The sequence below is a fragment of the Spiroplasma endosymbiont of Virgichneumon dumeticola genome (assembly GCF_964264745.1).
In the GTDB taxonomy this organism is placed as follows: domain Bacteria; phylum Bacillota_I; class Bacilli_A; order Mycoplasmatales; family VBWQ01; genus Spiroplasma_E.
Genome location: NZ_OZ183478.1, coordinates 222,670 through 237,519, shown reverse-complemented (window position 1 = coordinate 237,519; position 14,850 = coordinate 222,670). Strand labels below are relative to the sequence as shown.

General features: G+C 28.3%; 20 protein-coding genes, 1 pseudogene and 1 other annotated feature. Of the genes and pseudogenes, 16 read left to right on the top strand and 5 right to left on the bottom strand.

The annotated features are described in order from the left end of the window. The first annotated feature begins 81 nt into the window (after positions 1–81). Genes ACFEL4_RS01550 through ACFEL4_RS01540 form a run of 3 tightly spaced genes read left to right on the top strand, consistent with a single transcriptional unit; the run spans position 82 to position 1,626 of the window. Complete coding sequence (locus tag ACFEL4_RS01550) at positions 82–297, top strand: ATP-binding cassette domain-containing protein (protein WP_375317825.1); 216 nt, start codon at positions 82–84, stop codon at positions 295–297. Next, positions 239–1,408 (top strand): ATP-binding cassette domain-containing protein, encoded by a 1,170-nt coding sequence (locus ACFEL4_RS01545; protein ID WP_375317824.1) that lies wholly within the window; start codon positions 239–241, stop codon positions 1,406–1,408. Before ACFEL4_RS01550 ends, ACFEL4_RS01545 begins: the two co-directional genes overlap by 59 nt. 17 nt (positions 1,409–1,425) lie before the next feature. Beyond that, the gene (locus ACFEL4_RS01540; RefSeq protein WP_308149915.1) at positions 1,426–1,626 is read left to right on the top strand and encodes a hypothetical protein; all 201 of its coding nucleotides are present in this window, start codon (positions 1,426–1,428) and stop codon (positions 1,624–1,626) included. A 238-nt stretch (positions 1,627–1,864) separates the two neighbouring features. Here ACFEL4_RS01540 and ACFEL4_RS01535 read toward each other — a convergent pair whose 3' ends face one another. The 4 genes from ACFEL4_RS01535 to ACFEL4_RS01520 form a co-directional block, all read right to left on the bottom strand. Beyond that, a complete protein-coding gene (locus ACFEL4_RS01535) occupies positions 1,865–2,074 on the bottom strand; it encodes a trypsin-like serine protease (protein WP_375317823.1) in 210 nt (69 codons plus the stop codon). Beyond that, positions 2,062–2,541, bottom strand: coding sequence for a trypsin-like serine protease (locus ACFEL4_RS01530; RefSeq protein ID WP_375318348.1), 480 nt, complete (start codon positions 2,539–2,541; stop codon positions 2,062–2,064). The genes ACFEL4_RS01535 and ACFEL4_RS01530 overlap by 13 nt, the downstream gene beginning before the upstream one ends. Positions 2,542–2,708: 167 nt before the next feature. After that, positions 2,709–3,098, bottom strand: a complete 390-nt coding sequence (locus ACFEL4_RS01525; protein ID WP_375316929.1) for an IS1595 family transposase — start codon at positions 3,096–3,098, stop codon at positions 2,709–2,711. Continuing rightward, the gene (locus tag ACFEL4_RS01520; RefSeq protein WP_375317822.1) at positions 2,993–3,529 is read right to left on the bottom strand and encodes a hypothetical protein; all 537 of its coding nucleotides are present in this window, start codon (positions 3,527–3,529) and stop codon (positions 2,993–2,995) included. The genes ACFEL4_RS01525 and ACFEL4_RS01520 overlap by 106 nt, the downstream gene beginning before the upstream one ends. Before the next feature lie 18 nt (positions 3,530–3,547). Here ACFEL4_RS01520 and ACFEL4_RS01515 point away from each other — a divergent pair, with 18 nt between their 5' ends. The 9 genes and pseudogenes from ACFEL4_RS01515 (at position 3,548) to ACFEL4_RS01475 (ending at position 9,823) form a co-directional block, all read left to right on the top strand. Next, the gene (locus ACFEL4_RS01515; RefSeq protein WP_375317821.1) at positions 3,548–3,844 is read left to right on the top strand and encodes a hypothetical protein; all 297 of its coding nucleotides are present in this window, start codon (positions 3,548–3,550) and stop codon (positions 3,842–3,844) included. Between the two features lie 111 nt (positions 3,845–3,955). Continuing rightward, positions 3,956–4,029 (top strand) — a sequence feature (ribosomal protein L21 leader region). A 12-nt stretch (positions 4,030–4,041) separates the two neighbouring features. Continuing rightward, positions 4,042–4,332 (top strand): annotated as a pseudogene (gene rplU / locus ACFEL4_RS01510) (50S ribosomal protein L21); the annotation flags it as partial. A gap of 338 nt (positions 4,333–4,670) precedes the next feature. Then, entirely contained in the window at positions 4,671–4,982 is a 312-nt protein-coding gene (locus tag ACFEL4_RS01505; protein WP_375317820.1) for a ribosomal-processing cysteine protease Prp, read from the top strand. Positions 4,983–4,984: 2 nt separating this feature from the next. Next, positions 4,985–5,272 carry a 50S ribosomal protein L27 gene (rpmA, locus tag ACFEL4_RS01500; protein WP_375317819.1) on the top strand — a complete coding sequence of 96 codons (288 nt, stop codon included), beginning with the start codon at positions 4,985–4,987 and terminating at the stop codon, positions 5,270–5,272. A gap of 110 nt (positions 5,273–5,382) precedes the next feature. Next, positions 5,383–6,546 carry a bifunctional phosphopantothenoylcysteine decarboxylase/phosphopantothenate--cysteine ligase CoaBC gene (coaBC, locus tag ACFEL4_RS01495; protein WP_375317818.1) on the top strand — a complete coding sequence of 388 codons (1,164 nt, stop codon included), beginning with the start codon at positions 5,383–5,385 and terminating at the stop codon, positions 6,544–6,546. A 101-nt stretch (positions 6,547–6,647) separates the two neighbouring features. Next, positions 6,648–7,928 carry a GTPase ObgE gene (gene obgE / locus ACFEL4_RS01490; protein ID WP_375317817.1) on the top strand — a complete coding sequence of 427 codons (1,281 nt, stop codon included), beginning with the start codon at positions 6,648–6,650 and terminating at the stop codon, positions 7,926–7,928. A 30-nt stretch (positions 7,929–7,958) separates the two neighbouring features. Then, on the top strand, positions 7,959–8,702 hold the full coding sequence (gene nadE, locus ACFEL4_RS01485; RefSeq protein WP_375317816.1) for an NAD(+) synthase: 744 nt from the start codon (positions 7,959–7,961) through the stop codon (positions 8,700–8,702). Positions 8,703–8,719: 17 nt separating this feature from the next. Continuing rightward, positions 8,720–9,433: a YebC/PmpR family DNA-binding transcriptional regulator gene (locus ACFEL4_RS01480; RefSeq protein WP_375317815.1), complete on the top strand. Its 714-nt coding sequence runs from the start codon at positions 8,720–8,722 to the stop codon at positions 9,431–9,433. A gap of 63 nt (positions 9,434–9,496) precedes the next feature. Next, the gene (locus tag ACFEL4_RS01475; RefSeq protein ID WP_375317814.1) at positions 9,497–9,823 is read left to right on the top strand and encodes a hypothetical protein; all 327 of its coding nucleotides are present in this window, start codon (positions 9,497–9,499) and stop codon (positions 9,821–9,823) included. A 222-nt stretch (positions 9,824–10,045) separates the two neighbouring features. Here ACFEL4_RS01475 and ACFEL4_RS01470 read toward each other — a convergent pair whose 3' ends face one another. After that, the gene (locus ACFEL4_RS01470) at positions 10,046–10,216 is read right to left on the bottom strand and encodes a hypothetical protein (RefSeq protein ID WP_375317813.1); all 171 of its coding nucleotides are present in this window, start codon (positions 10,214–10,216) and stop codon (positions 10,046–10,048) included. Here ACFEL4_RS01470 and ACFEL4_RS01465 point away from each other — a divergent pair. From ACFEL4_RS01465 to ACFEL4_RS01450, 4 genes are all read left to right on the top strand, one after another. Next, the gene (locus tag ACFEL4_RS01465; protein ID WP_375317812.1) at positions 10,197–10,847 is read left to right on the top strand and encodes an IS1595 family transposase; all 651 of its coding nucleotides are present in this window, start codon (positions 10,197–10,199) and stop codon (positions 10,845–10,847) included. The genes ACFEL4_RS01470 and ACFEL4_RS01465 overlap by 20 nt on opposite strands. A gap of 63 nt (positions 10,848–10,910) precedes the next feature. Continuing rightward, a complete protein-coding gene (locus ACFEL4_RS01460) occupies positions 10,911–11,210 on the top strand; it encodes a Holliday junction DNA helicase RuvB C-terminal domain-containing protein (RefSeq protein ID WP_375317811.1) in 300 nt (99 codons plus the stop codon). Positions 11,211–11,341: 131 nt separating this feature from the next. Further along, the gene (secDF, locus tag ACFEL4_RS01455) at positions 11,342–14,314 is read left to right on the top strand and encodes a protein translocase subunit SecDF (RefSeq protein WP_375317810.1); all 2,973 of its coding nucleotides are present in this window, start codon (positions 11,342–11,344) and stop codon (positions 14,312–14,314) included. Positions 14,315–14,323: 9 nt separating this feature from the next. Then, on the top strand, positions 14,324–14,845 hold the full coding sequence (locus ACFEL4_RS01450; protein WP_375317809.1) for an adenine phosphoribosyltransferase: 522 nt from the start codon (positions 14,324–14,326) through the stop codon (positions 14,843–14,845). The last annotated feature ends 5 nt before the right edge of the window (positions 14,846–14,850 follow it).

The window sequence follows — 14,850 nt, the reverse complement described above, 5'->3', positions numbered from 1 at the left end:
AATTGTAACTTGGATTTAGTAGTACTTATTCTATTTTTAAAATATTAAAAATTAATCATTTTTGACAAAAAAGGAGAAAACATGTCGCAATCAATAAAAAATAAAAAATTAGTGACAATTAGTAATGTTAGCAAAAAGTATGGTGATAAGATTGCTGTTAAAAACTTTAGTTTAGATATTTACCCTGGTGAAAGAATTGCTTTAATTGGTTCTAATGGTAGTGGTAAATCAACGATTAGTGAAATCATTGGGCGGGATAAGAAAATCAACCTCTGGCACTGTTATCAAAAAAGATAAAGCTGTCATTGGTATCCAATTTCAAGATTCACGTTATCCTCATGGTATAACAGTTATGGATATTATTAAATATTATTTACAAACTTTTAATATTGAAATTACTAAAGAAAAATTAAACAAAATGTTAAGTACTTATCAAATTTTGCATCTTACTAACAAGATGGTACAAAGTTTATCAGGCGGTCAACAACAACGACTTAACATTTTGTTAAGTGTTATCCATCAACCAGATCTTGTAATTCTTGATGAAGTATCAACAGGATTAGATATTGAAGTTCGAGAAGAAATCTTTGAATTTCTCCAAACTAATATTGTCGAAAAAAATGTTGCTATGTTGTTATTTTCTCATAACATGAGTGAAATTGAACGATTTTGTACACGTGTTATTTTCATGAATGAAGGTGAAATCATTGAAGAAACTACAGTACAAGATATTATTAAAATTCATGGTTGTGTTGAAAAATATATGCATGATCAATTATGAAAATATAAAAAACCACTTCAAGTTGCGATTGATAGTGAAAAAGCAACCATTAAAAATGCGCAATCCTTAGTTACAAAAACTACTATGAACAAACATACATCATTATTAGAATTAATTGCTAAGTATTTTATTCGTGGGTTTTTTGTTCCATTCTTTATTTTCATATATCCCATTTTAACTTTATTTTTGCAAGATTTTGCGTTTGAGGGTATTGGTCAAGAAGCGTTACAAAAATTAGTTGTTGGAATTTCAGTTATGCAAATTATTTGCATTGGTATTTTCTTTGTTCCTCAAACTATTATTGAATTTAAAATTTCGGTGTTGATGAAAAGAATAGGTGCAACCAATATTCATCCTAGTTTGTTTGTCGGAGTAATTATTATTTTGGGAGTTATTTTCTCAATACTAGCATTTTTATGAACTTTATTATGAGCAGGAATCTTTTTTGGTAGCAAGTTTGGTTGAGTTATTACTTCAACCCCAATTCAATTATGAGCATCATTGCCATGATTATTATTAATATTTGTTAACGCTATTGGTTTAGGAATGATGATGGCTGCTTTATTAAAAACACAAGCTGCTTATATCTCTATCGCTAATATTATTTATTTTCCAATTGCATTTTAAGTGGAGAAATTGTTTCCATGACATTAATTGAAAATAGTGATGTTTTAAAATATATTGTTTACATTTCTCCATTTCACTATTGTGTTAATCCGTTTATGGATGCGTGAGTTGGCAAATTCAAATTTACCACTGAAATTGGAATTGATTTGGGCGTTAGTTTAGCTTTAATTGGCGTTTATATGACTATTGCTTCTAGAAATTTAAAATGACAAGCCTAAGTTTGAATTACAACTACAAATTATCTAATTGATAGAATGTATATAGATGAATATGTTTTTTTTTTTTTTTTACACTCAGTCTCCTTCTTACTATTAAAGTTAAACATGACCTTTTTAATTAATTCATACTTATTTTGTTCATTAGATTTGATTCATAACTTTTAATTAAGAAGCTAAAAATTAAAAGGTCTTTAAAGACCTTTTTTTGTGTTATTTATAAATATGGTTTAATTATTTTTTAATTTTTAATGGTATTTTGAATTCAATCATTAAAAGCACCAGTAAATGTATAAACAGCAGGTTCGGGAGTAAAATAATTTTCATTTACGGGGCCGTGACTAACAATTCCAACAGCAAAATATTTACCATTATTTTTTTTAATTAAAGGTCCTCTGCTATCTCCTTTAGAAGCATTAATTCTTTTATTGCCAGTAATTACTCCCGCCAAAATGTTTGATTTTGGATCAAAATCAGTAATAGTTCATCTTGGGTCTTTAACAACATCACCTGATAAACAGGGATATCAACTTCTTGCATATGGATTGGAAAATCAATTGTACTATCTGGTTTAGTAATTAAACCATAACCCATAACAGTAGTAGTGGTACCTTTAATCGGTTTTTGACTTTGTGAATATAGATTGATTGGTTTAATATCAGTAATTGGTTTATCTAATTGAATTAAAGCAATATCATTTTTTAAGTCAACATTATGAGGCCCTCCCCAACAAATATTTTTTTTTGCTGTTCGAATTTCTAATTTACTTTTATCATAATTAACTGTGTCATATAATCCAAAAACTATTTTAGCATTATTTTCTGGTGATATTTCTGGATGAAAATCTGCTGCAACATGGGCAGCAGTTAATACTCAATTTGGTGCAATTAAAATTCCACCTGATCCAGTTTGGTTAATGGGATTTGCAACAAGTGTTATTGAACAAAATCAAGGATATTTATCTTCTGGTACATTAGTTCCATTAGTTACTTTTAAATTATGGATTTTCTCCCTTTATGTACTATTTTTAAATTTTATCACATAAATGCTGAGAAAAGCCTATCTACGGACTTCTCCCCACATTTTTAAATTAAACATAGCATTACAGTTTCAAAACTAGGTATGTTATTGAATTTATATGCAGCTTCTTTTGCATATAAATGAATATGATGTTTTGCAACTTTGATATGTGTTTTAAATGTTCTTCGTATATGTTTTCATACTGACTCAATTTGGTTGGTATTTACACCAGTTTTTGAAACATAGCCATCTTGATGGTTAACTGTTTCATGCTTAGTGAAAACCGATTTCAAATCGCGATATCCTTTTCAAGAATCAGTATGTACATCACACTTTGAAGAAATGTGGTTTATTGCAAACTGCAAAAGATTTTTACTGTTTGCGTTTTTCAATACTTTCACAATCAGATTGTTGGTTGTTTTTTCATAAATACCAACAATCAAGGTTTTGTTCAACAAGGATCTTCCTTGTTTTTTAAACCCATATGTGAAAGATACATTTCATCCATTTGCACTATGCCCTCAACAATGAATTGAGGTTCTTGTTTAGCAATGGCACTTCGGATTTTATGACCCATTCTTCAAGCTGTTTTCAAGGTCACTCCCAATTCTTTTGCAACATCAGTTGATGGAATTCCATGTTTGGTGTTTATTCATCTAAAGATGAGATAAAACCAATATATTAAAGGTGTTTGTGACTTTGAAAATATAGTGCCCGTGAGAATACTGAATGTTTGATGACATTTCAAACATCTCATTTTTCTTAAATTAGAAGTATTAAAATTAAAACTAGAACACCTAATACATTTGCTTTGTTTCAAACTTGCTATATATGCAAGACATTGTTTTTCAGTTTGAAAAGTATTATTGAACTCATTCAATTTCATTGTTTCCTCCACAAGTACATGTGGGGAGAAGTCCGTAAATTATTATTTGAATTTATTACATTTGTATTTAATTTATTACTTAAATTTCCTGTAGTTGTTCCAATTGTTAAAAGGCTTAATGTTGTTAATAAAACTTTCATTTTCATTCTCCTTTTTTATGTACGCATAAGTTTAAAAAAATTAGATAAAACTTATTTAAATTTAGTAAATATTTTTATCTATACTAATTTTAACACCTTTTTGTTTAAAAAAACACTAGATTTTTTTGCAAGGAATTGTAAATTAGAAACACATTTTGGATATTGGCATGAGTAGAATGTGAAATATAATTAAAAGATAACGACACAACATACTACAAAAATAAAAACAAATATAAGATTTATATTGCTTTTCAAAATAAATAATTTATAATATTTAAGACTGTTTATGCAGTTTCAACCGCTCTGCTTTAGGTAAATTAAGTGATTATCTCCACCTATAAGGCGAGTCTAAACTGGAGGTGTAAGAAAAATATGTTTGTAGTTATTCAAACAGGAGGAAAACAAATTAATGTTACCTCAGGTCAAGAAATTTTTGTTGAAAAAATTATTGGCGAAACAAAAGATAAAGTTATTTTTGATAAAGTATTAATGATTGGTCAAAGTTTTGGTCAGCCTTTTTTAGAAGGTGCTGAAGTTCATGGCGAAATCTTAAAACAAGATAAAGAAAAAAAAATTAGAGTTTTCAAATATAAACCAAAGAAAAATTCTAAAACAATGTATGGACACCGCCAGCCATATACAAAAGTATTGATTACTGATATTTTAATTAATGGTAAAAGTGTAGTTGAAAAACCAGAACCAAATCCGACAATTAAAGACGAAGAAGTAAAAACAACTATTTTAACTACTAAAGAACCAACTCCTGCAGTAACTAAAGTTATTCCAGAAGAAGTACAAACTTCTCCTGTTGTTAAGATAGCAAAAAAACCAGCAAAAAAAACTACTAAAACAGAATTAGTTCCTGAAGATGATATTACAAAAACTGTTATTAGTGAAGGCAATGTAAAAACTATTTTTGATCATAAAAATATGACTGTTAAAGTTATTAGCGAAGATGATGAAAAAGCAACAAAAAAATAATTACTAGGTAATAATTAAACATGGTTAACGTTACTTATAATTATCAAAATAATAACATTGATGAAGTTGCTATTACTGGTCATGCTAATTTTTCACAATTAGGAACTGATATTGTTTGTGCAGCTGTCTCAGCGATTGTGATTGGGGCATTAAATGCTTTAGACCAAATGGAAAGTAAAACAATCAAAGTTATTAACAATATATCAGGTTTAGTTAAAATTAAAGTTGTTATCATTAATAATGATAACCAAGTAATTTTAAAAACTATGTTATGACAATTAAAAACCATTAGTGCTCAGTATAAGAAATATCTAAAAATTAAGGAGGTGTAAGCATGCGTTATCAATTAAATTTACAATTATTTGCTTCAAAAAAGGGAGTAGGATCAACTCGTAATGGACGTGATTCTCATTCTAAACGTTTAGGTGCTAAAATTAGTGATGGTCAAAGTCTAAAAGAAGGAACAATCATTTATCGTCAACGTGGGACTAAAATCCATCCTGGCGAAAATGTTGGTCGTGGTGGCGATGATACATTATTTGCTTTAAAACCAGGAATAGTTAAGTATAAAACATTTAAAAAAAACAAAACTCGTGTTTCTGTTATAGTTAATAAAATCTAAAATCATTATCCAATGTTAAACCTATTTTCAATATTCATGTTTGAAGATAGGTTTTATTTTTTATAAAAGGAAATTAATTAGTTAAAACATAATGATAGGAGGTAACTGGTGTGAAACATATTACATTAATTATTACCGGCAGTATTGCTGCCCCTAAGGCTGTTCAGTTATTACATAAATTACAAGCAAATTTTCTTGTTGATGTAATTTGTACAAAAAGTAGTTTATTATTTTTACCAAAAATAGATTTTCCTTATCATAGCGAAATGTTTGAAAAAACACTTTATGAGAAAGCAGATATTATTAATCATACAAATTTAGCATTAAAAACTGACTTAATTGTTGTTTATCCAGCAACCATGAGTTTTATTAGCAAGGCAACATTGGCCATTGCTGATAGTTTAGCTTTGGCTATTTTTTTAGCAAGTCCAGTACCTAAAATTATTTTTCCTGCTATGAATCATTATATGTATCACAATCAAGGATTTCAAAATAACTATCAATCCTTATCTTTAATGAAAGATATTACTGTTATTAATCCTGATGCAGGAATGTTAGCTTGCAAAATTACTGGTGATGGCAGACTAAAAGAACCTACCGAAGCTTTTGAGATAATTAATAATCATTTTAAAATTCCTCTTGATTTAACTAATAAAACTATTTTAATTAATTATGGTCGCACCAGAACTTATCTTGACCCTATTCGCTATCTTACTAATAATTCATCTGGAAAAATGGGTAATGCTTTAGTTGTTGCTTATTTAAAAACTAATGCTAATGTAATAGCAATCGTTGGTGACCTTGATGTTAAGATTGAAAGCCACCCTAATTTAACAGTTATTAATGCTAATACTAATGAACAAATGTTACAAGCAATGATAAAACACTTTCATGTTGCTCATATTATCCTTTGCGCTGCAGCACTCAATGATTATCAAAGTGCTACGTATATAGCAAATAAAATTAACAAAACCAAAAACGAAAATATAACATTATCATTAGTACCTAATATTGATGTTTTAAAGCATTTAGGTAGTATAAAAACAACGCAAACTTTAATTGGTTTTGTTGCTCAAGATAGTAATGATATAACCTTAGGATTAACAAAAATGAAAACTAAAAAATGTGACGGCATGGTTATTAATAATATTAAAGTTATGGGTAATGATGAAACAGAAGTTAATTTTGTGTTTAAAAATCAAAATCATAAATTACAAGGTAGTAAAATTGATGTTGCAAGAGCAATAGTGAATATTATTGGTCAAGGAAAATAAATCTCCTATTATATTACTAATAATTAAACAATAAATAGTTTAAAAATATTCAAAACATGCCTATAATAAAAACTAGACAAATATTTAAAAGGAGTAAACAAATGCGTTTTATTGATGTAACCAAATTAAAAGTAAAAGCAGGTAAGGGCGGTGATGGTGTTGTTGCCTTTCGTCGTGAACTTTATGTTGCCAAAGGTGGTCCATCAGGAGGCGATGGTGGTCGTGGTGGTAACATTATCTTTGTTGGTGACTCAGGTATAAATACTTTACTAGATTTACGAAAAAGTCAAGAAATTATTGCTGAAGCAGGTGTAAATGGTGCTCCTAAAGATATGCATGGTAGAAAAGGACACAATACTTATGTCAAAGTGCCATTAGGAACACTTGTCAGAGATATTAAAACTCAGAATATTCTTGGTGATATTGTTGAAGACAAGCAAGAAATTATTATTGCTGCTGGTGGTGTTGGTGGTCGTGGTAATGCCCGTTTTGCTTCTGCAACTAACCGTGTTCCAAAAATTTCCGAAAAAGGAACCCTTGGTCAACAATTTGAAATTATTTGCGAATTAAAATTATTAGCTAATGCGGGATTAGTTGGATTACCTAACGCTGGTAAATCAACGCTGTTAGGAGCAATTTCTGCTTCAAAACCTACTGTTGCTGATTATCCCTTCACTACGCTTAATCCTCATCTCGGTGTTGTTAAAGTTAATAAAAACGACAACTTTGTAATGGCTGACTTACCAGGATTAATTGCTGGCGCTAGTTTAGGGAAAGGTTTAGGTTTACAGTTTCTTCGCCACATTGAACGTTGTCAAGTATTAGTTCATATGATTGATATTAGTGATGAAACCCAAGACCATTTTTTAAACTATGAATTAATTATGAATGAACTTGCTACATACAATAAAGATTTAGAAAAAAAACCACAAATCATTATTGCTAATAAAATTGATTTACCAAATTCTCAAACTAACTTAGAAAAACTACAAGTTCAAATTAAGTTACCAATTTTTGCTATTTCTGCTATGAAAAGAACTAATCTAGAGCCACTAATTCAAAACATTTTTGACGCTGTCAAAAAAGAACAAAATTATCAAGATAACCGTGAAGATATTAATGATGAACACATTGTTTATGAATACATTAATAAAGAAGAAACACCAGAAATAATTATTAATCTTAGTGCCACTAACCGTTGAAATATTACTGGTAAAACTATTGAAGCTATTTATCAAAAAAATCCTTTAAACACTTATCAAAACATTTTATTATTTAAAATTAAACTTCAAGACCTTGGTGTTTATGATGAATTGCGAAAACAAGGTATTGAAAAAGACCATCACGTTGTAATTTATGGTTATGAATTTATTTGAGAATAGGATTATAATATTAAACAGAGAGGTGAAAAAATGGTATTAACAGAATATTTAAAAGTAATTATTAAATTTTTACAAATTCAAGTCACAAAAACTAAATCTAAAGGTGTCATTGTTGGCCTAAGTGGAGGTATTGATTCTGCTGTTGTTTCACTTTTAATGAAAGAAGCATTTCCAGATAACCACTTGTGTGTTATTTTACCATGCCAATCAGACCCCATTGATGTTGAATATGCGCAGAAATTAGTTAATACTCACGGTTTAAGAAGTCAAATTGTTGATTTAACACCAACCTTTTATACTTTAAAAACGACTATTAATAGTTCATTAAATTTTGAAAAAACACAATTAGTATTAGGTAATATTAAAGCTAGACTAAGAATGGCAACATTGTATGCACTAGGACAAAATGAAAACTACTTAGTTGTGGGAACTGATAATGCTGATGAATGACATATTGGTTACTTTACTAAATATGGCGATGGTGGTGTTGATTTACTGCCAATTATTCATCTCCTAAAACAAGATGTTATTAATAGTGCTAAATTATTAGGAGTAACACCAGAAATTATTGCTCGAAAACCCACAGCAAGTCTCTTTCCAGGACAAACTGATGAATCAGAAATGCAATTTAAATACGAGCAATTAGATCAATATTTACTTGGTAATAAAATCGCAATTCCTAGTGATGTTATTACTAGAATTGAAATAATGCACAAAAATAGTGAGCACAAACGTATACCATTACCCCAAGCTCCTAAATGAAATCGAAAATAATACAAAGGAATGAAATTATGGCTGGACACTCACAATATGCTAATATTAAACATCGTAAAGATGCCCAAGATAATAAACGTGGTAAAGTATTTCAAAAATTATCACGTGAAATATATGTTGCTGTTAAACTAAGCGGAGAAAAAATTGAAAGTAATCCCCGCTTAAAATTACTTTTAGAAAAAGCACGAAGAATTAATATGCCCAAAGATAATATCAATCGTGCTATTAATAAAGCCACTAACAAAAATGAAACAACCCATTATGATGCTATTACTTATGAAGGATTTGGTCCTAACAATGTAGCCATTATTGTTCACTGTTTAACTGATAATAAAAATCGTACGGCCAGTAACATTCGTAGTTATTTTAATAAAGTGGGTGGTCAGTTCAATGCTGTTCAATATTTATTTCAAACAACAGGAGTTATTGAATTCAATAGTGTTTTAACTACCGATGAAATTTTAGAAATGGTAATTGACTTTGACATTTTTAATATTAAAAAAAATGATGATGTTGTTCTTATTACTTTAAAACCACAACAATTAGCATTAGCAACTAGTACTTTAGAAAAAAATGGCATTAATGAATTTATTACTAATGATATTAGAAATATTCCTAATGATTTTGTTACTATTGAAGATGAACAACAAGTTAAAATATTAATGCATTTATTTGATACGATTGAAGATGACGATGATGTTTTAGATATTGAACATAATTTTCAAAAATAAAAAAAGGTTTTTATTACTTTTAGTTGTAATTATTAGCGAAGACAACTAAGGAGGTAAAAACTAATGGATGAATATATGATTGGTGTTGTTAAAGAAATCTTAACAAATAATATTGTTTTTGAGTGTAATAATCGTGGTTATCTTTTAACAGGGGTTAATTTGCAGACATTACCAGTTAACACTAAAATTAAAATTTATGTTTATTTTTATCAAAAACCAATGTTTGAACAATATTTTGCTTTTTTGTCAAAAGAGATAAAAACATTTTTCATTGATTTGCTTAATGTACGAAGTGTCGGAACTAAAAATGCACTCAAATTATTAAATCAATTACCGATTGCTACTATTAAATTAGCTATTACTAATCAAGATAACAAAGTATTGCAATAATGCAAAGGTATAACCACCAAAATTGCTACTAATGTTATTGCTTATTTTAGTAATCAGCTAACTGTGGTTAGTAATGATGATATTCATTATCAAAAATCAATACTTGTTTTTGATACACTTTTAAAATTAGGTTTTGAAAAAACTAGTATTAATAATTATATTTTACAAAACATTAATTGAGAGTTATCAATTGAAGAAATTATTACGATTGCCATTAGAGATTTAAATAATGGTTACTTTTAATAGTTTTGTTGGTCAAAAAAATGTAATTGAGCGTATTAGTATTTTAATCACAGCTAGCAAAATGCAAAATATTGCTTTAAGTCATATCTTATTAACGGACTTCTCCCCACATGTACTTGTGGAGGAAACAATGAAATTGAATGATTTCAATAATACTTTTCAAACTGAAAAACAATGTCTTGCATATATAGCAAGTTTGAAACAAAGCAAATGTATTAGGTGTTCTAGTTTTAATTTGAATACTTCTAATTTAAGAAAAATGAGATGTTTGAAATGTCATCAAACATTCAGTATTCTCACGGGCACTATATTTTCGAAGTCACAAACACCTTTAATATCTTGGTTTTATCTCATCTTTAGATGAATAAACACCAAACATGGAATTCCATCAACTGATGTTGCAAAAGAATTGGGAGTGACCTTGAAAACAGCTTGAAGAATGGGTCATAAAATCCGAAGTGCCATTGCTAAACAAGAACCTCAATTCATTGTTGAGGGCATAGTGCAAATGGATGAAATGTATCTTTCACATATGGGTTTTAAAAAACAAGGAAGATCCTTGTTGAACAAAACCTTGATTGTTGGTATTTATGAAAAAACAACCAACAATCTGATTGTGAAAGTATTGAAAAACGCAAACAGTAAAAATCTTTTGCAGTTTGCAATAAACCACATTTCTTCAAAGTGTGATGTACATACTGATTCTTGAAAAGGATATCGCGATTTGAAATCGGTTTTAACTAAGCATGAAACAGTTAACCATCAAGATGGCTATGTTTAATTTAAAAATGTGGGGAGAAGTCCGATTAATAATATTAAGCAAATACATAATTATTGTTTAGCCATGAATTTGGAATTAAACGAGAATAATATTTTAAATATCTTATCTTTTTTACAAATTTATCCATTAGGTTTAAATATTACCCAATTAACTTATTTGTCACTCTTTAATAAAACTAATATCAATAAAAGTTTAAGTATTGAAACTATCAGCCAACTTTTAAATGAAGAAGTAAAAAACATTGAAATTCATTATGAACCATTATTAATTCAGCATGGTTTAATTTGTAAAACAACACAAGGTCGTAAAATTACAAAGATAGGTAAAGATTATCTTATTAATAATCAAAAAACATTTAAATAATTATTTTTGTTATTGTTATATAAACAATTGTGTTTTGCTCTTTTTATTGGTATTCTTATATAGTGATTATTAATGTATAATGAATTTTATCTTATACAAAAAAATAAATTAATTTAGGAGTGAAGGAACATATGAACACTTCTTCTAAAGCAAGAAAAACTAAAAACCTTGCCTTTTTTCTAAGAATTTTCAGTTTACTAATTTTTGTTTCAGCGATTACCATATCAGTTATTTTCAGCACTAGTTACATTGAAAATAATAGTAAATTAAGTATTGAATTTGCTGGTGGCTATGAAACACAAGTTCAATATAATGGTAAAGGCACACAAAAAGATGTTGTTAATTTATTAAAAAATCGAGTTGATCCATTAGGAACAAGTAATGTTAATATTGAAAGTATTACTAATGGTAACGGTAAAAATTATAAATTATCTTTAAGTAAAGATGCTGGTGTTTCGGTTTCAGCATTTGTTCATAACGCTGCACGTAGTGGTTATTTTTATCTTATGGACAAAGCAGGCAATGATTTATTAGCAACAAAATATGATGATAAAGCAAAAACATGATCAGCTCGTGATAAAAGATTAAAATTAAGCGATGTTTTTAGCAAGATTATTGTTCAAAATAATCAAGCTTCACATCATCCAGAACTTCATTTTATTGTTAAAGATAAAGAAATTTTAACTGATTTAACAGCTCAAAAAGATTCAACTTTTTATATTTATTCAGATATTGGGCAATTATTAGAATATGTTCGTAATAGTGTTGAAGGTATTAATTTGCTTGCCGGTTTTATAGATAAACTTGATCCAGTAAAAGATGCTAAAGAACGTACTGGTTTAATTTCACTATTAGATTCTAATACACCCGGACTTGGTAATGGCACTAGTGTTTTACAATTAGCAAAGCAAAATAGTCCATTGTTAAGAAATTTACTTGATATTAGTAAAAATGGTGGCTTTGGTGTTGCTTGAAAATATGCTGATATGATTGATAACGCTAATATTCTTTCAGTTGATACTAATGTTGATACTAATACATATGACCCACAAGATCGTTTTGATCCATCAGCTAGTGAAACTAGTAAAAAAATATCACCTATGAATGCATGATTGCCTTATATTCATGATTTAGTACGTCTAGATGACATTTCTAATATTTTAAACCAAGATGTTATTGATTATCGTTATACACCATATTGAGTAGGAGCAATTCAACCAAGTAGTGATTCCTTAATTGCTGCTGGTGATGAAGTTACTGGTCTTAACTTAGAAAGTGCTGAACAGTTTCAAAATGTTCTATCATCAGGATTATCAGAAAATAGTTTTACTTTAATTGGTAATTCACCAGTTGCCCCTTCTTTAGGTGCTGATTCATTAAAAGTTATTATAATCGTTTTAGCATTAGCTGTTATTATTTTAGTGGTGTTAATAATTTTCTATTACCGTTTATTAGGGATTATAGTTTTAATAACGCTTGCTTCATTTTTATTATTTACTATTGTTAGTTTTACTTTCATTAGTGGAATTCTTGCTCCCGAAAGTTTATTGGCTTTAATTATTGGCTTTGCATTATTAGTTGATTCTGTTATTAATTTATTAGAACGTTTTAAAAAAGAACACGCTGAAGGTAAAACTCTAACCACTGCCTTTAAAGCAGCAAATAAAAAAACATTATCATCATCATTAGATAATAGTATTATTATTTTAATTGTTAGTTTAGTTATTTTCTGATTTGGGACAAGAGCCATTAAAGGTTTTGTTATTATGACTTCAATTGCCACTTTTGGGGTTATTGTTTTTGGCATATTATTGTTACGATTAATTTTATGAGGAATGATAAGTAAAAATTGATTAGAAGATAAACCAAAAATTCTAGGAATAAATATTTATCGAAAAAATAATGTTGTTTTAAATGCTAAAGTTAGCGAAGAAGAAATTACTAGTGATAATACTTTAAAAAACGTTACTAATAAAAAATTAAAAAATAAAGATTCTGTACCAACAGATTCAAAATTTAAAAGTTTTATTAATAAATTTAAAATAACTAATTCCAATATTTTTAGTAAATGAAGCAAATGAATACTTTCTGGGTCTACTGTTCTTATCATCGCTTCTGGTGTTACTTATGGTGTTATTGGTGCGAATTTTGCTTCTGGTTTTGATAGTAGAACTGATTTTATTGGACTAGCTACTGTTAGTGGTTCTCCAACAAGTATTGACTATAGCGTTGTTAAAACTGCTGAAGATACTATTAATGAAATTAAACCAGAAATTAAAAAAAGTGTACAATTTGATAAATATTTTAAAAACATTAACTATACATTGTTAGCAGGTGGCATTGGAAATCAATATCAATTTAACGTTAATATTGAAACAAATATAAATATTAATAGTCAGCAAAAAGATGAGTTTATTAATTTTTTAGGACTTATTACTTCTAATTATAAATGAAATAGTAACTCATCAGTCAGTTGATCTAAACCTGACCAAGTTGTATCTAAATCAGGTTCTGACTTATTAATCAATATGGTTGTTGCCATTTCTTTATCATTTGTTATCATCTTGATTTATATTATTATTAGATTCCAATTAACATATGTGTTACCATTAATTTTAGCTATTATCTTCGGTTTAATTATGACACTTGCTATAATTAGTTTAGTTCATATTACTATTTCAACAACAATTGTGGGAATATTATTAGGAGTTATGATGTTAATAGTTATGAGTGTGATGGTTATCTTTGATAACATTCGTGAAATAAAACTTAATAATAATCAAACTAAAGTTTTAACAAAAGAAGAAATTATTGCTATTTCTAATGAAAGTGTGCAAAAATCATTACCAAGAACATTAATAATTAATGGAATTATATTATTATCATCAGTAGTAGTAATGCTCGTTATTCCTAGTTTCTGAATTGTGGCTCTATCAATGTTAGTAGGTTCACTAGTGAGTTTAATTACTTCTTACTTTATTGCTCCGTGAATGTGAAGTTACTTCGAACGATGAAGGGTATCTTGTTATAAAAAACGTTTGAATAAAATTAAAAAACATTTTGTTGGACCAGATGAATATGTTGTTGAAGGTATAAATGAATAGGTGAATTAAATGACAAAAGACCAATTGCAAGATATTATTGTAAATATTCCTGATTTTCCCATTAAGGGGATTCAGTTTAAAGATATTAATCCGATATTAACTAATACAGAAGCATTTCAAATTATAATTGATATTTTTGCCAAGTTTATTAGTGAACAAAAAGCAACTGCTATTGTTGCTCCCGAGGCAAGAGGTTTTATTTTTGGCGCTGGCGTTGCCTATAAATTAGGTATCAAATTGGTATTAGCACGAAAAAAAGGAAAATTACCTGGTAAAACTTATGAAGTAGAATATGATTTAGAATATGGTAGTACGATATTACAAATTCATCAGAACGCCCTTACTAAAAATGATAAAGTAGTAATTATTGATGACCTGATTGCTACGGCAGGAACCATTAACGCTTGTATTGAATTAACTAAAAAAACGCAAGCCCAAGTGGTAGGAATTGCTAGTTTAATTTCATTATCAGAATTTGAAAATAAACATCATTTTAATAATGTTCCACTATTAGAAATACTTAAATTTTAAGAGGA